We start from the raw sequence: 19,386 nt of genomic DNA, 5'->3' as shown, positions 1-19,386 counted from the left end.
TAATTAACAAATAGGGGGAGTATTAATGGCAGATAGAGAAGCACTATTAAAAGAAATAGCTGATGCTATAATATCCTGTAAAAAGGATAGCGTAACAGAAGCTGTAAACAAAGCAAGAGGCGACCTCGAGGCATCAGACATCATCGAAAACGGTCTTGCAGCCGGGATGAACGAAGTCGGTATGAAGTTTGAGAGAGGTAAACTGTTCTTACCGCATGTGATGATGGCTGCTGAAGCCATGACAGACGCAGTCAAAACACTCGAAGAAGACATGCCGACAGAACAAAGGGGTAAACCACTTGGTGTAGTTGTCAATGGTACAGTAGAAGGAGATGTACACGACATCGGCAAATCCATTGTGTCCACAATGCTGCAGGCATCCGGATTTGAAGTCTATGACATCGGAAGGGATGTACCTGCACAGGACTTTATTGACAAGATAAAAGAAGTTAATGCCAATGTAGTCGGAATCTCTGCACTCATGACCACAACACTACCAGGTCAGAAGGACATCATCGAGCTTCTCAAAGAAGCTGGAATGAGAGACGATACCGTTGTTATGGTAGGTGGAGCACCAGCAACCCAGGCATGGGCTGACAAGATAGGTGCCGATATTTATGCAGAAAACGCAAGTATAGCAGTAAACAAGACCAAAGAAAAACTCGGTGCATCCAAATAAACTGATAGGGGGATTGTAAACAATGGCAAATGGATACAGAATAAGAATGGGAGATTCTACCACAGAATACCATTCCAAAGACAGGATAATGGAAGATATAGAAGCAGGTACAAATGATGCTGCTGAACTCGGTGGTATACCAGCACTCAGTGATGATGACAAAGAAAAAATCGCAGACATCTTGATGTCTCCCCAAAAGATGGTTAGTGTCGATGCCGGTAACGAAGTACCAGTGACCCATGATATCGGTACACTCAGAATTGATGGTGACCAGGGTAACAGCGGTACCGGAATACCTGCAAGCAGATTGACCGGTGTCATGACTCACGAGCGTGCTTTCGGTACCGATACCATGGAACTTGGTCACATCGACTACAGTTTCAAACCTGTAAAACCAGTGGTTTCACAGGAATGCCAGACCATGGAAGTCTGCCAGCAGAACATGACCGTTCCACTGATGTATGGTGCAATGCCAAACATGGGTCTTTATTATCAGCCGGACGGTCCGTTCAAGAACCCATCCGATTTGATGAGGGAATTCAAGCTCCAGGAAGCCAAAAAAGAGATAGAAGGTGCTGCTGATGAGCTTACTAATGACATGGTCTGGACAGTAGATAAACTCTACAAGTCTGCTGCAGACGGTGTAAACTTTGATACAATTGCGGCAGCAGGAGATGGGGATTTCTATGCGACTCTAAATGCAATCGAAGCTCTGAGGAAGAGATTCCCGAATATGTATATTGAAGCAGGTATGGCTTCAGAATCAATACTTGGAATGCATGGAGAGTTCGAGTACGACGGGACAACTCTTGCGGGTCTCTGGCCTCATGAACAGGCACCTTTACTTGGGAAAGCAGGAGCGAACCTGTTTGGTCCTGTATGTAACACCAGCACCAGCCACAGCACCTCATGGAACCTTGCAAGAGCTGTTACTTTTGTAAAATCTGCAGTTGATAAATCTCCGATTCCCTGTCATGTAAACATGGGAATGGGTGTCGGTGGCATTCCAATGTTCGAGACACCACCTGTTGATGCGGTTACCAGGTGCAGTAAAGCCATGGTCGAGGTAGCCGGAGTAGACGGTATATAGGTAGGAGTCGGCGACCCGGTGGGTATGCCGATAGCACACGTATCCGCATCCGGTATGACCGGTATGCGTGCAGGTGGAGACCTTGTTGCAAGAATGCAACTCTCCAAGAACATGAGGATTAATGAAGCCAAGGACTACGTCTCCAAGAAACTGGGTGTCGAGCCAATGGATCTCAGTGATGAGTATGTGATGAGAGACCTGAGGGAAGAACTCGGTATCGGTGTTTTAACATCTGTAGAAGGTGCTCCAAAAGGCATCTCTGCCAAGATGAATATCGAAGAACTGCTCGACATCAAGATCAACTCATGTGAGAAATTCAGAAATCAGGTAAAATAATCTGCAACTCTTTTGTAGATTATTTTATTGTTTAATTATTATTTGTATCTATTATGTTTAAAGGGTTTGTTACAAGGAGTGTGATTAGTTTATGGCAGAAAACGAAGAACATGAATTAGTAAGAGCCATTGATTGGAAACAGGGACTTGCAATAGCGCTTGGTGTTCCACTGCTTGTACTTCCATCAATCGGTTATTTTGCTGGTTATCTATGGGCTTTTGCAATAATGGTATGGGCTCTATCAGTTATCCAGGGTTTCTTCCAGAACTTTGCCTATGGAGAACTTGCAGTAATGTTTCCAAAAGCTTCTGGATTACCTGGATTTGCACAGAATGTTTTTGCAGGAAAAGGAGGAAAATTCGACAGAGGTAAATTGATAGGAGGTTTCAGTGCATGGGGATACTGGTTTGCATGGAACCCTGTTATGGCAATTATGGCAATTCTTATCGGTACATATCTGCATCAGATGTTACCTGATATAGGTATTTCACAGTATGTACTGTCAATTATAGCAGGAATAGTAATGTACGGTGCACTACTGTTAATTAATTCACGCGGTCTTTCAAGTGGTGCACTGGTTGGAATGATACTGGCTATCCTTTCCCTGGCACCTCTTGTAATTATATCGGCTGCGCCGTTTGCGACTGGTGATTTTCAGCTTGCAAATATAACAGGCTCATGGCTGCCGACTGATTGGACATGGGATTTGCACCATATATTGATATTATTAGGTATCTTTGCAATGGCAGAGTGGAGTGCTTGTGCCTGGGAGACTGCTGCTGTATATGGTCCTGAATACAACAAACCTAATTCAGATCTTCCAAAAGCAGTATTTGTCTGTGGATTTGTATGTCTGATTATATTTGTACTTGTACAGACAGCAGTCACCGGTACACTGGGTATAGAAAGACTTCTTGAAGTCCCGTTCTCACCACTGCTACCGGTTTCCCAAGCAGCCTTTGGTCAGGTGGGTTCATATATTGCAATATTTGTACTGATATTTGCAATGGTTCTGATAACCCAAACAGCATTCCTTGGATCTTCAAGAGCAATGCACTCAATGGCAAAAGAAGGCAATCTGCCACCAATACTTGGTAAAGTTAATTCAGCAGGTACACCTATCAATGCAATGATTCTTACTGCACTGTTTAATTTGGTGCTTATAGGTTTGCAAAATCCAGCGGCTGTACTGGCTGCATCTGCAATCGGATATTCTGTAGCAAATGGAATAAGTTTGTTCTCTTATGTTAAGGCTAAAACCGACCCGGAATTGTCACAACTTGAGAGACCGTTTAAAGCACCAGCAGGCTGGAAATATGTAGCACTGATATTTGGTATACTCAATATACCGCTTTTCCTTATAGGTTTGATTTATCTTAACAGCCTTGAAGTTGGATGGACTTCGACCTATATAGGAATAGGTGTATTGGCGGCATATATACCAATCTGGTACTACACACAGCATAAATCCTATAAAGAAGCAGAGGCTGCATCAACAATGAGTGCCTGAACATGTAGAAACAGGATTCAAAACCTGTTTCTCTATAACTTTTTATTTACAAAATGATTAAGGGAGGTCTATATATGGCAGAAATTGCATGTAGTGATATCTACAAGAAAATCTTAATTGCAACAGATGGATCCGAAAATTCCAAAAAAGCTGTCCAATCAGGAATAGAACTTGCATCCTGTACAGGTGCAGATGTATACGCTGTGTATGTTGTATCAACACGCAGCCGTTTTGGAGGAATTCCTCAAAGGGGTGGTGACTGGATACAAACCATAAAATCAGACTTGGAAGAAGAAGGTAAAAAAGCATTAGACGATGCGAAAAAAGACGCCGAAGAAAAAGGGGTAAATATAGAAACAGCTATAATTGAGGGTCATCCTGCTAATGAAATAATAGATTATGCAGATAAGAATGGAGCCGACCTGATAGTTATAGGAACACTTGGTAAAACAGGCGTTAACAAATTCTTGCTTGGAAGTGTGGCACAAAATGTTGTGGCACATGCAAATTCCAAAGTGCTTGTTGTTAGAGATTGATTGAAAAAAAACATGATACAGGAGATAACCTCCTGTTTAATTTTTACTATCTGTTTTCCAGCCATCATATTTATTAAAGTTTGCCACAATTTATCTTACCAGTAAAACCAATAAAGTTTACAACAAAGCGGAGATACATTCTAACATGGACGAAGATGAAAAAATAAAAAAGGTTAAAAAACAGATGTACAGATGGACTTACAGATATGCTAGCAGAGTAGGGTATAAATTAAATCCAGATGATGAAATGCTGGATCTTGTTCTTGAAGGACTTGCCAAAAACAAAATTAAACATGGTAGACGTTACTGTCCATGTAGGATTATTACCGGTGATGAAGAACAGGATAAAAAAGTAATCTGTCCCTGTGTTTATCATAAAGATGAAATTGATAACGATGGGATGTGTCATTGTGCGCTATTTTTTTATGACGGATCTGAATAATTAACCAATTTGAAGTGGGTCTTATGGCAAACGCAATGGAAATATATCAATTACTACCCAAAACCAACTGCAAAAAATGTGGAAAATCAACCTGCATGGCATTTGCCACTGCACTGCTTTCCGGTGAACTCAGACTTGATGATTGTCCAGAAATACTGGAGGATAAATATAAACAAAATTATGAAAAGTTATCAGAACTTGTAGCACCAATAGAAAATGCCTCAGAAACAGGAATGATAATCCATGAGGAAAAATGTACAGGGTGTGGAAATTGTGTTGTAGCCTGTCCAGTTAATGTTGCTGAAGACCCAGAAGGTACCGGTATTGGGCTGGCTCCTAAAAACGACAGAGTTATACTAAAAGTTGTAAATGGTGTAGTTCAAAAAGGCAATATCCACAATTGCAGGCGTTTTGGTGAAAACAAAATACTATGCAATGCATGTATAGAAACATGCCCCACAAAAGCAATAGAATTTGTATAAGTCATCTATAACGAGGAATTAGTTTGGAAGATGAAGATAAATACAATGTTTGTACTGCATGTTCAATTCTTTGTGATGATATCGAAATAGAAACAGAAAACAATAGTATAACCGGTGTGTATACCGCGTGCAGGAAAGGAGTTTCACGAATCCAAACATGTAATGAGCCGATGCCGTGTACACTGGACGGAAAAGAGACTGATGTTGATACTACTATAAGTGAAACTGCAAATATACTTAAAAAATCTGAAAATCCATTGATTTTTGGGCTTGGAAATTCCACAGAAGGAGCACAGAAAAAAGCAATTGAACTTGCAAAACAATTAAACGCTAACCTTGATGACACTTCATCCTTCTGTCAGGGACCTGTTGTAGAGGCAATTTTAAACGGTGAAATTAACTATACCTGTACACTTGACGATGTCCGAAACAACGCTGATGTCATCGTTTATTGGGGTGCAGACCCAGCAAACTCACATCCGCGCCATCTGTCCAAATATACATATTTCCCGCGTGGCAAAAACCGTCAAAAAGGTTATGATGAAGACCGAACCGCGATAGCAATAGATGTCAGGGAATCATCTACTGCAGAAATATGCGGTAATAATTCCTATCTAATACCTCCGCAAAAAGATGAAGAATTAATTGATGCGCTTATAGATGCTCTTTCGGGTAAAGTTCCGAAAGTATCCTTTGAAATGAATAAAAAACGAATACTTGAACTTGCCAATATACTTAAAAAAGCAAAATATGGGGTTATTTTTGCAGGTCTTGGCCTTGTTTATTCTCTGGATAATCTTGAACCTATAAAACGGTTGATGGATAAATTAAACGAAGTGTCCAATTTTTATTTTAACCCGATGATAGGGCATTATAACATGAGGGGGTTCAACCAGAACCTGTTTAATGAAACCGGGTATATAAACCGGGTCAAATTCGAAGATTCAGAAGTTAAACATGGGTATAAGTATTCTGTTGTGGAGCTTTTAAAGAATAAAAGTGTTGATTCTGCCCTTATAATAGGTTCTGACCCAATGTGCAGTTTACCTGGCTCAATAGCCAGAAACCTTAACGAAATACCGATAATTACAATCGACCCGTGTGAAACCCTGACATCCAGAAAATCCAGAATCAATATACCATCCGCATTAAGTGGTGTGGAATGTGGTGGAAGTGCGATACGTATGGACGGTGTAAGAGTGAATTTTGAACCAATGATTGAAACCTCCAAAATCTCTGATGAAGAGATACTTAGAAGGGTTATGGAGGAACTCTGATGGATTTTGGGAAATTTTTGGAAACCCCTGAATACGACATTAAAATCATCACCTACAGAGATATATTCCAGAGTGAAGCTCTTGAAAGTTCGCTTTTTGGTGATGAATATAAGGATTTGTCAGCTATCATTAAATTAGACAGTAATGATATGGAAAAAATGGGTATAAAAAGTGGAAATACAGTATATTTGAAAAACAAATACGGTAGTGTAGTTGTAAAAGCTGTAGAATCCGATTCTGAGAATCCACACAGGGGCTATGCATATATGCCAAATAGTCCATGGTCTAATGCACTTGTTTCTGATGAGACCGGAAATACCGGTGTTCCAAATTATAAATTGATTGGTGCATCACTATCAGACGCAGAAGGGGAGGATATAGCAGATATAGAAAAGCTGGAAGTGGTAAATGTCTGATATATCACCATTTTAACTTTTTATAATAACAGAAGGTAGAAAACCCCGATGTCTTCAGCATCGCATCAAATCGTAGATTTAATGCGAGTTTCATTTCTTTGAAATGAAACACGGGGATGAATACCGTCTAATCCGGATGTCAACCTTGACTGCGTATATATTCTGTAATTGTTTTTTTGCTTATGTTTCCTATTGTGCAACAGAAGTATCCATCACTCCATAGAGTATTTTCATTCCAATAATATATTTTTAGATATTTTTTGTGGTTTTTCCAAATAAGGTATATTGATTCTTGCTTCAATTTTCTAATAAATGATAATATACTAATTTTTGGTTTGGATTTCACTAAAATATGTATATGGTCTTTGTCGCATTCCATTTCTACAATATCAAAATCTGATTTTGATGCAATTGTAATTAAAATATCTTTTAAACTATCTTCAAATCCCATTAATGCATTTCTGCGATATTTACAGACAAATATGATATGATATGATATGATACATTAACAAATACTTGCTGTGATTGCTTCTATCATAATCCATAGCCATAATAACCAACAATAACATTTAAATAATTTTGATTATAAAATATATAATATAATGTATCTCACCCAGAAAAACCATGTTAAAGCGGATAAACAGAAGTATGAAGTCCTGAAAAGGATTACTAAATTGTCTAAAAACCTTTACAATTTTACTCTGTACACTACAAGACAATACTATTTTGACAATTCAAAATACCTCAATCATGAATCCGCTTATCATCTGGTAAAAGATAATGAGAATTACAAGATGCTGCCTTCACAGGTTGCACAGCAGACCATGAAAGTAGTAGACAGGAATATGAAATCGTTTTTCAGGGTTCTGGGCGAGAGAAAAAGAGGTAACTACAACCGACCAGTAAAGATACCTGAATACCTACCCAAAGACTCTAAATTTGTATGTATCTTCCCAAAAGATATGTTCAAAATCAACGATGGATTCATCAGATTGTCTATGGGTAGAGAATTTTACAAGAATTATGGTGTGAGATACCTGTACTTCAAGTTACCTGAAAACATAACCGGTAAACACATAAAAGAAGTAAGGATAATCCCGAAGTACAACGGACAGTGGTTTGAGATAGAGTATGTTTACAGAGATAATGGTGAAAAAGTCGATTTAGACTACAATAAACATCTATCTATTGATTTGGGAGTGAACAATTTTGCAACCAGTGTAGATACCAATGGGACTGCCTTCATCATAGAAGGCAGGGGTTTGAAATCTTATAACCGTTGGTGGAACAAAGTCAAAAGTGGGTTGCAGTCTATATATGATAAACAGGGTATTAAATCAGGTCAGAAACTGAACTGGTTGTTCGAGAAAAGGAAAAACAAGATTAACGATTTTATGAATCAGAGTGTTAACTATATCATAAAACACTGCATAGATAATAACATCGGCAACATCATAATCGGAGAATTGAAAAATATCAAACAAAACTCCAATATGGGTAAAAAAAATAACCAGACTTTTCAAACTATACCCTTTGGCAAATTCAAACAGAAACTTCGGTCTAAATGTGAGTACTACGGTATCAAGTGTATAGAAGTTGATGAGGCATATACCAGTAAAACCGATGCTCTTGCATTAGAACCCATTGAAAAACACCAAAAATACATGGGTAAAAGAGTCAAGAGGGGATTGTTCCAGTCTTCTACTGGTAAATTGCTCAATGCCGATGTTAATGGAGCATTGAACATATTAAGAAAAGTAGTCGGTGATTCCCTTACAGGGATAACCGATAGTGGGTGTGTGAACCATCCAGGAAGGATAAGGTTTTTCGGCAACACATGTCGGTAAAGCAAACTCCTTCTGAAGCCACTTGGTCTTTAGCCAAGTGGTAGTTCACTAGGGTAAAAATCTAACTCCTATTTCTGAAGGTACTGTTCAGTTAATAAAACATATTAATTTATATTAGGTCATTGGTATTTCTAAGCACAATGATTTAGATTTGTAATTATATGAAAAATTGTCTTAACTGAACAGTGCCTTTCTGAACAGGGTAATTTTGCTATTAAAGGTACACAGAAAATCGATAAAGAATCTTACCGGCTGCAAATTGAGGGGGAAGTAGAAGAACCTGCAAATTTCACCTATAAACAAATCACTTCTTATCCCAGCAAGTCAAAAGTAGTTCAACTGTTTTCTGTAGATGGGTGGAGGTTCACTGCCAAATGGACAGGTGTACCAATTGAAACATTGTTTAATAAAGTAGGAGCTAATAAAAATGCAAATACTGTTATCTTTTATGGCGTAGATGGTTTTTCAACCTACTCAAAATGGATTATTTGCTGGAAAACGACATAATCCTTGCTTATAAAATCAATGATGTAACTCTCCCACCACATCGAGGATTCCCACTTCAGGTAGTTGCAGAAGGGAAATACAGATATAAATGGGCTAAATGGATAAAAAGAATAGAAGTTGTTAACCATTCATATAGAGGATACTGGGAAAGCAGGGGTTACAACAACGATGCTGATGTAGGTGGACCAAAATTTGCCGATTTTGGTCTGTTTTAAATTATTAATCAAAAATTTAATCTATGTTTGCGGATAATGTTGGCTCGATGGATGATGTTATATCTGTTAAAAATCTTTCCAAATCCATTGGCAACCATCAGGTATTAAAAAATATATGTTTTTCAGTAAAAAAAGGTTCAACAGTAGCCATATACGGACCCAATGGAGCCGGCAAAACAACACTTTTTAAGATATTATCAACATTGTGGACTCCAACAGAGGGAAGTGTAGCAATCAACAAATTTGATGTATCTACCGATTCATCAAACATCAGGAAATCTATAGGTATACTCTCACATGAAACTTTTCTGTACAATGACCTTACTGCAGAAGAGAACCTGCGTTTTTACGGACAGATGTATGGTATAGACAATGATATTCTGGATAAGAGGATAGAATACCTTCTGGAAAAAACAGGTATAACATACAGAGCAACTGACAGGGTAAGTGAATTATCAAGAGGTATGAAACAGCGTCTATCCATCGCAAGAACATTGATACACGAACCGCAAGTCCTTTTTCTGGATGAACCTTATACAGGACTTGACCAGAACGCTGTCAACGTATTTGAAAACATTTTAAAAGAACTTGATAGCAAAAAAACCACCAAATTAATTGTTTCGCATAATATTGAGCAGAGTTTTAAATTGTGTGACAGAGCCATAATTCTGGACAAAGGGAAAATTGTATTTGATGATTTAAAAAAAGACATATCCGATGTTGGCAGTTTTAAACAGACATACAAAAACCTGATAAACAGTTAAACCAACCAATTGAAATCGACCTGATATAAATGATTCAGAGTTTAAGAATTGCACTGAAAGATTTAAAATCTGAATTTCGCACCAAACAGATGCTGAATTCAATGCTTGTTTTTTCATTAATTGTTATTGTAATATTCAGCATATCATTCGGGAATTTGCTCAATAGGTCACAGATAATCGGTCAACTGGCACCGGGCGTTTTATGGATATCATTCACATTTGCAGGAACTCTCGGATTATCAAGGTCATTTGCAGCAGAACTTGAAAACGGTTGCCTCGATGGGTTAAAACTCTGTTCTTTTAACTGGAATTCAATCTATATCGGTAAAATGCTGTCCAGTACAATTTTGATGATTATCATCGAATTGATTATAATTCCGTTGTTTGTTGTTTTTTTCAATTTCAATATCCAGGGAATTTATGGTTTTTTTATAATTCTTGTTCTTGGAACGATAGGGTATATATCAGTTGGAACTCTTTTATCTGCACTAACAGTGAATATACGCACAAGAGAAATCCTGCTGCCTGTTTTGCTTCTTCCGTTAATCATACCTGTTTTATTACCTGCTGTACTGGCTACCGGTAAACTGTTTTCTGGAGGGAATATAACTGATGTCTTTCAGGAAATACGTTTGCTAATTGTTTATGATATAATATTTTTTGTAATCGCACAGCTTGTATTTGAATATGCAATACAGGATTGATGTAGCCAATCGTTTTATATATTAAATACGAGCCTTATTCATTAAAAAAGGTTTAATAGATCGTTTTTTGGGTAGATGAGATATGTTATCATCAGAATCAAAGAAAGTAAATTTACTGGCGGTACTAACCACCATCGCCATTATTGTTGCTACAGGCATGATATTTTTTTATCTCCCGCAAATGACTGGTGGTTCCAGCGAGGTTCTTGGTGAAAGTTTTAAAATATTCTATATCCATCTTCCGATTGCATTTACTTCCTATCTTGCTTTTTTTATTGTATTTGTTGCAGGGATAATGTATCTCAGGAGTTCTAATAAAAAATGGGATATTTTAGCCCGCTCTTCTGCTGAAGTGGGTATTGGTTTTGCTTTTCTGGTAATTGCTACTGGTTCTATCTGGGCAAAAGCGGTATGGGGATGGTACTGGATATGGGAACCCCGACTTACTACATCTCTTGTATTACTGCTTGTTTATCTTGCATATTTCATGGTACGCCAGAGTATAGATGAACCTGAAACCCGTGCCCGTCTATCATCGATATTTGGTATCGTTGGGTTTGCAGCTGTTCCTTTGAGTTTTCTGTCTGTCCGGTTGTGGCGTTCAGTACATCCTCTCATGTTTGGGGAAAGTATCTATGGAGGTTCAGGTGGTGGTCTTGAAGGACCATCATTGATATTAACTCTTCTTGTCAATTTCATAGCTTTTTTCATGCTTTTTGCAACACTTTTTGTATATAAAATCCAGAATGAAGAGTTAAAAGAACAGGTCAATGATTTAAAACAATCAATGGAATAAACAGTATGGACACATCCCAACTTTTCCAGTGCCTTAAAAAAAATGCTTTAAAAATATCCATACATGATTTAATGAAAGCCAAAGCTTATATTGAGTATAATAACCGCAATTTACCAGAAAAATATCAAAAAGATTATACTCAAAACCTGTTTGAATATATTTTCAATACTTTGATAGAAATCAAAAATAAAAATTCGGTGGACAGTGTCGAACATATAGATGAAAATGTTTTTAAGGATTTGGTAGAAAAGATTAACCGTCTGAATGAAAATTATAGTCCAGAACAGAAAATTTTCAATCGGTTAATAAAAATTGTCTCCTTATACCTTGTTTTCATTGCCAAAAAACCGATACATCCGGAAGGTATGATATTTCCGGGGGGTTTCAAAATAACTAAAGAAAGCGGAGTATATTACTGTCCTGTCAAAAACAAACAATCAGGAATTGAATTTGCACTCTGCGATTTTTGTGTATGCAGGGATAAAGAGGAACTTGAAACCTATTAAATACTTTTTTGCTGCACTAACAAAATATTTCCTGTAATATACTTATCAAGAAATATTAAATAATTTCTGTAATTTATGATGAACGGGTGCAGGGATATAGAAAGCCCATGAGTTCACTTATGCTCTTAAAATTAGAACACTCTAAATTAGAAATTTAGAGTTAAACTTAAACTTGGTAAATTGAAAATTTACCAATATCTTTAAACTATAGTTTAAAGAGTCTTTGATTTAAGTTGTTTTAAAGATATCTTTGAACTCCGTTTTAAGAGTGACGAATCACCCCGCCTATATCTGATTAATACTATAATATTTGGTAAATTCGCTAACATTAGATAAAATTTATATGGCTTCAAAACGTATAATCAGCATCAGGTGAATGGGTGGAGTCGATGGTACGTAAGGATGATCAAAACTGCAGGAATTTGAGGTTCAGAATTCATCCCACTCCTGAACAAGAGAAAAAACTGAATGAAACACTGGAGTGCTGCAGATTAATCTGGAACCATCTTCTGTCACTCCAAGTCGATTTATACGAAAGATTCGGTCTTTCTGTAAAAAGATCAGAACTAGAAAAACTCCTGAAAAATTTGGATTATCCTATACATTCATCAGTAAGACTGGATGTATTCCAGCGATTGTGTTTTGCTTATGACAAGTTCTTCGATGATTTGGAAAAAGGTAGGCTGAAGAATACAAAACCTAAAAAAGGAATGTTCGTCAAGAGAAAAAATGTTCCATGTGGAAATAATTCATCAGGATTTATCAAATATGATGGAATTCTTCCGAAAGCCCACCCCAAATTCAAGAGTAAAGAAGATTTCAGTAGTTTCAGATATAAACAGCATGGGAACGGATGGCGTCTGGATGGAAACTGGTTGCATCTATCCAAGATAACCAGTAAATCAAATCTCATCAAGATTGACATCGATAATCTGCCAAATGGCGAACTGAAGACCTGCACTCTGAAAAAGGAAGGCAAACAATGGTTTGCCTATCTGACCGTAGAGCTACCGGATAATCCGGTTCCATCTACTCCAGAAAACGCTGTAGGCATCGACCTTGGACTGAAATCTTTTATAACTACATCAGATGATGATTTTGTCGAACCACCGAAATTCCTCAGGAAAGCTGAGAATAGGCTTGCTAAAGAACAGCGAAAATTGTCGAGAATGAAATTCAGATCTAACAACTATAACAAGCAGAAGCAAAAAGTGAACAGGATTCACAGGAAAGTCGCCGCTGCAAGAAACCATTTCTCGCATTGTCTTAGCAAACTCTTGGTAAATAAATACGACCTGATAGTGTTTGAAGAACTGAAAATAAAGAATCTTATAAAAAATAATAGATTAGCAAAATCCATATCAGATGTAGGCTGGAACAAACTGGTTCAGCACGTAACCTATAAAGCTGCTGAGAAAGGAAAAATAGTAGACAAGGTCAATCCAGACAACACTTCTCAGGTCTGTTCTCATTGTGGAACAAAGAAAAAAGAGAAACTGAGATTAGAGAACAGAACGTTCTACTGCAGTAATTGTGGTCTGGAAATGGACAGGGACCTCAACGCTTCAGTCAACGTACTGACAAAATCATCGTATTATGATCCATCAATGCATACCGTGGGGCTCGCGGGAATGAACGGCTGTGGAGATGGTACCTCTACGACTGGTCTCGATATCAGTTCGCAAGTACCGTCCATGAATCAGCAAATGCTCAACCTCGTCAAAGGTTGAGGCTCTCAAGAGAATTCCACGAGTTTACACTACTCGTGAGAGCAGTCAGATTAGCATGGACGAATGCTGCAGATACTGGAACATATTTCATAGGTTCTGTGTTACAAAGAACCGGCTCACCGTGGGAATTGGGTGGATTCCCTATTGAAATACTTATAAGCCTTCTGGCTGTCTGGTTTATAACGTGGCTGATCGAAATCAAAGGTGTTCAGAAAGGAATCGAGAGAGCAAACAAATTTTTCATACCAATCATCTGGCTACTTATCATTGTTCTGATAGTCAGAGCACTAACACTTCCCGGAGCACTTAATGGTATAGATTGGTATCTCAAACCTGATTTTGGAGCGATTCTAAACCTTGATGTCTGGCTTGCTGCCTTTGGGCAGATATTCTATACACTCAGTCTCGGTATGGCTATAATGGTGGCCTATTCAAGTTATTTACCAAAAAAGAGTGACATAGTCAACAATACATTCATTGTTACACTGGCAAATGCGGCTTTCAGTTTCCTTGTCGGTTTTGCAGTATTTGGAACTCTTGGATACATGGCTCATGCTAAAGGAGTAGGTATTGAAGAAGTAGTTGCGGACAGTATAGGACTTGCATTTATTGTATTCCCTGAAGCCCTGAGTCTGTTACCGGGACTTAATGTTTTGACAGCGGTAGTATTCTTCATATGTATATCGATTGCAGGTCTGTCTTCACTGATATCTCTTGTTGAAGCGTTCTCTTCATCGTTAATGGACAAATTTGAACTCAGCAGAAAAAAGGCGGTAAACATTACTATCGGTATAGCATTTGCAGGGAGTCTGATTTATGCCACTCGAGGTGGTCTTTACTGGCTGGATATTATAGACCATTTCATCAATGTTTACGGACTGCTGGTTGTTGGTGTGCTTGAAGCAGTGGCAATCGGCTGGATATTTGGTGCGGACAAATTCAGAGAATGGGCAAACAATTACTCTGATATAAAAGCTGGTAAATGGTGGAATTTCAGCATCAAATTCCTTGTTCCAGTAGTTCTGACTATATTGATAATACAGGAAACAATATCAAATTTGCAGGCTCCCTATGGAGGAGACCTGATGGCTGCAGTACTTGGTGTAGTTGTAATGGTGGTTGGTATGGTTCTTGCGGCTATATTGACATCGGTTAGAAAGGATGTGGTATAATTGCTGTCAACAGAAAGCATAATAGTGGCTATATTCGGGTTTGCAGTTCTTTACGGAGGACTGTTTTATTTCCTGAGAATAGCAATGAAGAAAAGAAAGATTTAATCCACTCTATTTTTTTCTTTTTTCTTTGTTCACTCAGTTTTGTTGAAGTTTTTAATTTCCTGAAGAGCTTTTTGTTCTACCATTTCTTTAAGTTCATATATGCTTATATTAAGCCCATATTGTTTAATGTCCTCAGTGGCAGATTTAAGTTGTTCAAATTCCGCTCTTGCTGAAAGCGGTATTCCCTGTTTATTTTTAACAATTTTTGCATCTAAGCATCCTTTCCAGAGAAGTTCACCGTCATTATCATCAAACGATAAGTTTACTTTTTGTATATCAAAATCAAAAACATAATGTTCAGTTTCAATTTTCCTTATTCCAAGGATTCCAGTCTCAAGTGCCATAAATTCTGCTACATTTTCCATATTATCTTTTGAAACATCAATGAAGAAAATATATTCTTGGCGACCCTTTTTGGTAAATGAAGGTACTACATGAACATTTTTAGCAGATTTTTTGTATAATTCATCGATTATATATGGAATCTGGTCACATGAAACACTGTCTACATTAGTCATTAGAAGCAACTTTTGTCCTCCTTAAAAAGAAAGATATGGATAATTTATTCCATATCTTTAACAATTCTTACAGCAAGTTCTGCAACTTCTTTTGCTTTGGGTTTTGCTCCCGGTATAGCAGCCGTACATGAGGCTGCAGCTTCTGACTGTTTGGCTGCTTCTTTTGGATCCATAAGGTTCATTGCAGCAGCTACTGCAGACGGTATTGTAATATAAAGGATAGTGTGACCAGATAGCTGTAATTCAGATATAGGTATAGTAGCAAATGGTAAAACATCCAATAAATCTTGTTTTTGGTTAAATATGGCATCAGGTATAACATTTTGTGCTATTCCTGACAGGTTTATTTTTTTACCATCTACTACAAGTTCCACGTCAGCATCAGTGTCAAATCCGTAGTATTCTTTTACAAACGGAATATCTCGCCGACATCCACCGGTAAGTTTTGTGATTTTTATTTCAAGTTCATGCCCTGTCATAGAACCAAGCATCTGGGCACAGCTTTTTTCCACAAATTCTTTCCTTTCTTCATCGATTTCGCTGACTACTTCTTTTAGTGATTTGCCAGATTTTAATTCTTCATAAGCCCTGTGAGCGATATTGTGTATAAGGTTAGCACGCATCCCTTCGGTTGCAGTGATTATTATTTCTGTAATTGGACCGCGGCGAACCTGTTCTACCTTTCTTGCGATAGTATTGGCACCTGTTGCTGCCAGTTCTGGCTCTAACCACTGTGTTTTTTTAATGTCTCTAAGTATATCAGCTGATTTGGATTTATCACCATTGTTTGATATGAGAGATCGTAATGAAATGACTAAATCAGCTGTTATGTGTCCCAGTGGCGGCATTATAGGCCCACCTGAGAAACCGGATACTCCCTCTTCAAAAGCTGAGAGCATTTCTTCAAAAGACATCATTCCTATTACAGATGGAGCACCGATATCTTTCAGTATAACTCCAAGGTCACCCACAAGTTGTGCAGTGTCATATTCTTCACCAGTACCCCTAATATGAAGTTTTTCAGGTAAGCCGGCAACTTTGGATGCGTGTTTTCCGGCAAGATTTGCACTTTTTACTTTAAAAGCCTCTCCATATTCTTCTCCTAGGCCGGCATCAGGATGTACTATTTCAAGTGTGGCAGCTACACCTATTATGGCTGATATGATACCGTTTGGAGCCATTCCGGCGCCTGCTTGAGCATCCATCATCGCTTTTGTGCTGATTTCAGCTCCTCTGGACGATATTTCCGGATAACTTATATCTTCACCGAGATGGCTGTGACCATAGAGTGGTCCGCCCGCAACTCCAAGTGGAAGTTTTCTTCCATCTACTTTGGTCAGATTGCCTTCTATTAATTCTTCGTATAGCGCCTGTACAGCAGCAAAGCCAGAAACTTTATTATTGGACTTCGGTGTGGGTATTGCTGCTACACCAGATCTATCCACACCTGCAATCATACGTGCCAGTCCACCAAGTTTTCTGTTACCTGCTGGTACACCTGCCTGAGCGTTTGAACCGGCAAAATAGCATATAGTTGCGGCAAATAACGCAGCATTTGCACTGTCAGCACCCGCTTCTTTTGCTGCTTCAATTCCCTTTTTTAAAACATCATTTACCTGCAGCTGACCGGTATTTTCATCAGTCAGCATGATGTTTACTCCGCGAAGTACTTCAGTAGTTATAGCGTTTGCTGCGCTCATGGCTGCAATGTTGGTCATTCCATGACTTTTTGTCAGCGCTTCAATTCTATCGTTTGTGATATTGTTTATATTGGATATAGCAGCTAGTGATGCAGCATAGGCTTCTTTCTCCAAAATATTCTCCCCCTTTATTATTAATGTATTGACAGTTGTAACAACTGTAATAGGTTATGTTTTTATTTCTTATATAATTAATTCGATTTATCCACCAGTACCCTTGTTGAGTTGTATAAAAAGAAATATAAATTTACAGATAATCAGATTCAACCATGTTGTTTGAACCTATTAATATATCACAACTTGAAATTCCGAACCGTTTTGTCCGTTCTGCAACTCATGAATGGCTTGCAGAAAACAACGGAAAACCGACTTATAAGCTTGCAGAGATGTACGAAGAACTTGCCAGAAATGAAGTCGGACTTATAATTACTGGTTATTCATATGTAAACCCCAGAGGTAAAAGTGCAAATAATCAACAGGGGATTTATACTGACGATTTTATTGAACCCTACAGTCAAGTAGTATCAAAGGTTCACAGGTACAATAGCAAAATAATGCTCCAGATAGTACATGGTGGTCGACAGTCACTGGTCTCTAAAGACTACCCTGCTCTTGCACCATCTGCAGTGACCGATGAAGCGACCGGTATAACACCAGTTGAGATGAGTGAATCACAAATTCTTCAAACTATAGAAGATTTTGCCAATGCTGCAAGGCGTGCAAAAGCCGCAGGTTTTGACGGAGTTCAATTGCACTGTGCACACGGGTTTTTGTTGAGTAACTTCATATCTCCCTATACCAATCAAAGAACCGATAAGTGGGGAGGTTCTGTTGAAAACAGGACAAGGATTATTACCGAAATCATCAAACGTATCCGTGGTATGACCTTAGATATGGATTATCCAATAACTGTAAAACTTAACAGCACCGATGGATTTGGTTCTGATTCTGACAAACCAGGTCTTGACATAAACGATACCATCCAGATTGCAAAAATACTGCAACAAAACGGTGTCAACGCTATAGAAGTAAGTGGCGGAATATTTGAAACACATCTGATGTCACAGCAAAATATCGATTCTGTGGAAAAAGAAGCCTATTTCAAGAAAAATGCAAAATTGATTAAAAACGCTGTAGATATACCGGTAATCCTTGTTGGAGGAGTAAGGTCTAAATATATTATGGAAAAAATAATAAGTGCGGATAATGCGGACATGATATCAATGAGCCGCCCGTTCATCTGTGAACCTGACTTTGTAGCAAAAATCAAAGAGGGTATTAGCGAAGAATCCCAGTGTGTATCCTGTAATCTCTGTTTCGATTCCACAGGAATAAAGTGCAATTATTTTAAAAAGAGTGAACCATCAACCTCGAGTTTGAACTAAAGCAACATGAGACTGGACGTATATCTTGTTGAAAATGGCTATTTTACATCCAGAGGACGCTCCAAAACTGCAATTGCCAGTGGCAAGGTGAAAATCGATGGCAGGATTGTTAAAAAAGCGTCCAAGGATGTAAAACCAGAAAATAAAGTGCAAGTTGAAGAAGGATTTGATAGACCTCAGGGTTATTTTAAACTCCAGTATATACAGGAAAAAACAGGACTAATCAATAAAAATGATTATGTACTGGATATTGGTTCAAGTGCAGGTGGATTTCTTCTCTACGCATCAGAGATTGCAGCATATGTAAGAGGAATAGAATTCAGCCGTTACTTTGAATCAGAACTGGAAAAAATATCATCAGAATATGGCAATGTATCTTTTGTAATCGATGATATATTCACTGTTACTATGGATAAATTGTCCAGTAGAAAAGTTGATGTTATTCTTAGTGATTTAACTCTTGAACCAATGGATTCTGTTCAAATACTTGAAAGGGTACTGCCACTGTTAAAACAGAACGGAAAATTACTACAGGTGACAAAAACAAAAGACATCAATACAAGAAACATTATACTTGAAAAATTAAAGGACATGGGTTTAACAATAATTGATGTTCTGGAACCTGAAAAACAGGAAATCTATATAATTGCTCAAAATTCTGGTTATTGA

General features: G+C 38.0%; 21 protein-coding genes and 2 pseudogenes. 20 read left to right on the top strand and 3 right to left on the bottom strand.

Annotation, left to right across the window (positions count from 1 at the left end; genetic code table 11):
• Positions 1–25 precede the first annotated feature (25 nt).
• From mtbC to METEV_RS07140, 8 genes and pseudogenes are all read left to right on the top strand, one after another.
• Positions 26–679, top strand: a complete 654-nt coding sequence (gene mtbC, locus METEV_RS07180) for a dimethylamine corrinoid protein MtbC (protein ID WP_013194859.1) — start codon at positions 26–28, stop codon at positions 677–679.
• 22 nt (positions 680–701) lie between these two features.
• Positions 702–2,105, top strand: a pseudogene (gene mtbB / locus METEV_RS07175) ([dimethylamine--corrinoid protein] Co-methyltransferase).
• Between the two features lie 91 nt (positions 2,106–2,196).
• Positions 2,197–3,615 (top strand): APC family permease, encoded by a 1,419-nt coding sequence (locus tag METEV_RS07165; RefSeq protein ID WP_013194857.1) that lies wholly within the window; start codon positions 2,197–2,199, stop codon positions 3,613–3,615.
• A 74-nt stretch (positions 3,616–3,689) separates the two neighbouring features.
• Positions 3,690–4,151: a universal stress protein gene (locus METEV_RS07160; RefSeq protein ID WP_013194856.1), complete on the top strand. Its 462-nt coding sequence runs from the start codon at positions 3,690–3,692 to the stop codon at positions 4,149–4,151.
• 145 nt (positions 4,152–4,296) lie between these two features.
• Positions 4,297–4,593, top strand: a complete 297-nt coding sequence (locus tag METEV_RS07155; protein WP_013194855.1) for a ferredoxin-thioredoxin reductase catalytic domain-containing protein — start codon at positions 4,297–4,299, stop codon at positions 4,591–4,593.
• A 23-nt stretch (positions 4,594–4,616) separates the two neighbouring features.
• Positions 4,617–5,075, top strand: a complete 459-nt coding sequence (locus METEV_RS07150) for a (Fe-S)-binding protein (protein WP_013194854.1) — start codon at positions 4,617–4,619, stop codon at positions 5,073–5,075.
• A 23-nt stretch (positions 5,076–5,098) separates the two neighbouring features.
• The gene (locus METEV_RS07145; RefSeq protein ID WP_013194853.1) at positions 5,099–6,352 is read left to right on the top strand and encodes a formylmethanofuran dehydrogenase subunit B; all 1,254 of its coding nucleotides are present in this window, start codon (positions 5,099–5,101) and stop codon (positions 6,350–6,352) included.
• On the top strand, positions 6,352–6,768 hold the full coding sequence (locus tag METEV_RS07140; RefSeq protein ID WP_013194852.1) for a molybdopterin dinucleotide binding domain-containing protein: 417 nt from the start codon (positions 6,352–6,354) through the stop codon (positions 6,766–6,768). Before METEV_RS07145 ends, METEV_RS07140 begins: the two co-directional genes overlap by 1 nt.
• Positions 6,769–6,907: 139 nt before the next feature.
• Here the strand turns inward: METEV_RS07140 and tnpA are convergent.
• Positions 6,908–7,313, bottom strand: a pseudogene (tnpA, locus tag METEV_RS07135) (IS200/IS605 family transposase).
• A 57-nt stretch (positions 7,314–7,370) separates the two neighbouring features.
• On the opposite strand from tnpA, the gene METEV_RS07130 reads away from it, so the two are divergent.
• The 10 genes from METEV_RS07130 to METEV_RS12395 all read left to right on the top strand — a co-directional run bounded on the left by METEV_RS07130 (position 7,371) and on the right by METEV_RS12395 (position 15,114).
• Positions 7,371–8,615: an RNA-guided endonuclease InsQ/TnpB family protein gene (locus METEV_RS07130; protein WP_013194850.1), complete on the top strand. Its 1,245-nt coding sequence runs from the start codon at positions 7,371–7,373 to the stop codon at positions 8,613–8,615.
• Between the two features lie 168 nt (positions 8,616–8,783).
• Complete coding sequence (locus METEV_RS12875; protein ID WP_332258485.1) at positions 8,784–9,122, top strand: molybdopterin-dependent oxidoreductase; 339 nt, start codon at positions 8,784–8,786, stop codon at positions 9,120–9,122.
• Positions 9,095–9,337 carry a molybdopterin-dependent oxidoreductase gene (locus METEV_RS12870; RefSeq protein ID WP_049891097.1) on the top strand — a complete coding sequence of 81 codons (243 nt, stop codon included), beginning with the start codon at positions 9,095–9,097 and terminating at the stop codon, positions 9,335–9,337. Before METEV_RS12875 ends, METEV_RS12870 begins: the two co-directional genes overlap by 28 nt.
• 23 nt (positions 9,338–9,360) lie before the next feature.
• On the top strand, positions 9,361–10,101 hold the full coding sequence (locus METEV_RS07120; protein ID WP_013194849.1) for an ABC transporter ATP-binding protein: 741 nt from the start codon (positions 9,361–9,363) through the stop codon (positions 10,099–10,101).
• Between the two features lie 29 nt (positions 10,102–10,130).
• The gene (locus METEV_RS07115; protein WP_013194848.1) at positions 10,131–10,805 is read left to right on the top strand and encodes a heme exporter protein CcmB; all 675 of its coding nucleotides are present in this window, start codon (positions 10,131–10,133) and stop codon (positions 10,803–10,805) included.
• A gap of 82 nt (positions 10,806–10,887) precedes the next feature.
• Positions 10,888–11,601, top strand: coding sequence for a cytochrome c biogenesis protein (locus tag METEV_RS07110; protein WP_013194847.1), 714 nt, complete (start codon positions 10,888–10,890; stop codon positions 11,599–11,601).
• Between the two features lie 5 nt (positions 11,602–11,606).
• On the top strand, positions 11,607–12,107 hold the full coding sequence (locus METEV_RS07105; protein ID WP_013194846.1) for a DUF2115 domain-containing protein: 501 nt from the start codon (positions 11,607–11,609) through the stop codon (positions 12,105–12,107).
• A 389-nt stretch (positions 12,108–12,496) separates the two neighbouring features.
• Complete coding sequence (locus METEV_RS07100) at positions 12,497–13,837, top strand: RNA-guided endonuclease InsQ/TnpB family protein (protein WP_013194845.1); 1,341 nt, start codon at positions 12,497–12,499, stop codon at positions 13,835–13,837.
• Positions 13,838–13,872: 35 nt separating this feature from the next.
• Entirely contained in the window at positions 13,873–15,009 is a 1,137-nt protein-coding gene (locus METEV_RS07095) for a sodium-dependent transporter (protein WP_049891094.1), read from the top strand.
• On the top strand, positions 15,010–15,114 hold the full coding sequence (locus tag METEV_RS12395; RefSeq protein WP_157197313.1) for a MetS family NSS transporter small subunit: 105 nt from the start codon (positions 15,010–15,012) through the stop codon (positions 15,112–15,114).
• Between the two features lie 29 nt (positions 15,115–15,143).
• On the opposite strand, the gene larC is transcribed toward METEV_RS12395, so the two are convergent.
• Complete coding sequence (gene larC / locus METEV_RS07090; RefSeq protein ID WP_157197312.1) at positions 15,144–15,632, bottom strand: nickel insertion protein; 489 nt, start codon at positions 15,630–15,632, stop codon at positions 15,144–15,146.
• 44 nt (positions 15,633–15,676) lie between these two features.
• Positions 15,677–17,446, bottom strand: coding sequence for a hypothetical protein (locus tag METEV_RS07085; RefSeq protein WP_013194843.1), 1,770 nt, complete (start codon positions 17,444–17,446; stop codon positions 15,677–15,679).
• A gap of 155 nt (positions 17,447–17,601) precedes the next feature.
• On the opposite strand from METEV_RS07085, the gene METEV_RS07080 reads away from it, so the two are divergent.
• Both METEV_RS07080 and METEV_RS07075 read left to right on the top strand, forming a co-directional pair.
• Positions 17,602–18,717 carry an NADH:flavin oxidoreductase gene (locus tag METEV_RS07080; protein WP_013194842.1) on the top strand — a complete coding sequence of 372 codons (1,116 nt, stop codon included), beginning with the start codon at positions 17,602–17,604 and terminating at the stop codon, positions 18,715–18,717.
• 6 nt (positions 18,718–18,723) lie between these two features.
• On the top strand, positions 18,724–19,386 hold the full coding sequence (locus METEV_RS07075; RefSeq protein WP_013194841.1) for an SAM-dependent methyltransferase: 663 nt from the start codon (positions 18,724–18,726) through the stop codon (positions 19,384–19,386).

Origin of the sequence: Methanohalobium evestigatum Z-7303 (assembly GCF_000196655.1) — an archaeon.
Taxonomy (GTDB): domain Archaea; phylum Halobacteriota; class Methanosarcinia; order Methanosarcinales; family Methanosarcinaceae; genus Methanohalobium; species Methanohalobium evestigatum.
This window is presented reverse-complemented; position numbering and strand designations above follow the sequence as displayed.

Bases quoted from the DNA above. Each gene is read 5' to 3' on its own strand.
- mtbC (WP_013194859.1), top strand. From the start codon at position 26: ATGGCAGATAGAGAAGCACTATTAAAAGAAATAGCTGATGCTATAATA.
- METEV_RS07100 (WP_013194845.1), top strand. From the start codon at position 12,497: ATGGTACGTAAGGATGATCAAAACTGCAGGAATTTGAGGTTCAGAATT.
- METEV_RS07105 (WP_013194846.1), top strand. From the start codon at position 11,607: ATGGACACATCCCAACTTTTCCAGTGCCTTAAAAAAAATGCTTTAAAA.
- larC (WP_157197312.1), bottom strand. From the start codon at position 15,632: ATGACTAATGTAGACAGTGTTTCATGTGACCAGATTCCATATATAATC.
- METEV_RS07165 (WP_013194857.1), top strand. From the start codon at position 2,197: ATGGCAGAAAACGAAGAACATGAATTAGTAAGAGCCATTGATTGGAAA.
- METEV_RS07075 (WP_013194841.1), top strand. From the start codon at position 18,724: ATGAGACTGGACGTATATCTTGTTGAAAATGGCTATTTTACATCCAGA.
- METEV_RS07160 (WP_013194856.1), top strand. From the start codon at position 3,690: ATGGCAGAAATTGCATGTAGTGATATCTACAAGAAAATCTTAATTGCA.
- METEV_RS07110 (WP_013194847.1), top strand. From the start codon at position 10,888: ATGTTATCATCAGAATCAAAGAAAGTAAATTTACTGGCGGTACTAACC.
- METEV_RS07130 (WP_013194850.1), top strand. From the start codon at position 7,371: ATGTATCTCACCCAGAAAAACCATGTTAAAGCGGATAAACAGAAGTAT.
- METEV_RS07080 (WP_013194842.1), top strand. From the start codon at position 17,602: ATGTTGTTTGAACCTATTAATATATCACAACTTGAAATTCCGAACCGT.
- METEV_RS12870 (WP_049891097.1), top strand. From the start codon at position 9,095: ATGGATTATTTGCTGGAAAACGACATAATCCTTGCTTATAAAATCAAT.
- METEV_RS07155 (WP_013194855.1), top strand. From the start codon at position 4,297: ATGGACGAAGATGAAAAAATAAAAAAGGTTAAAAAACAGATGTACAGA.
- METEV_RS07150 (WP_013194854.1), top strand. From the start codon at position 4,617: ATGGCAAACGCAATGGAAATATATCAATTACTACCCAAAACCAACTGC.
- METEV_RS07140 (WP_013194852.1), top strand. From the start codon at position 6,352: ATGGATTTTGGGAAATTTTTGGAAACCCCTGAATACGACATTAAAATC.
- METEV_RS07120 (WP_013194849.1), top strand. From the start codon at position 9,361: ATGTTTGCGGATAATGTTGGCTCGATGGATGATGTTATATCTGTTAAA.
- METEV_RS07115 (WP_013194848.1), top strand. From the start codon at position 10,131: ATGATTCAGAGTTTAAGAATTGCACTGAAAGATTTAAAATCTGAATTT.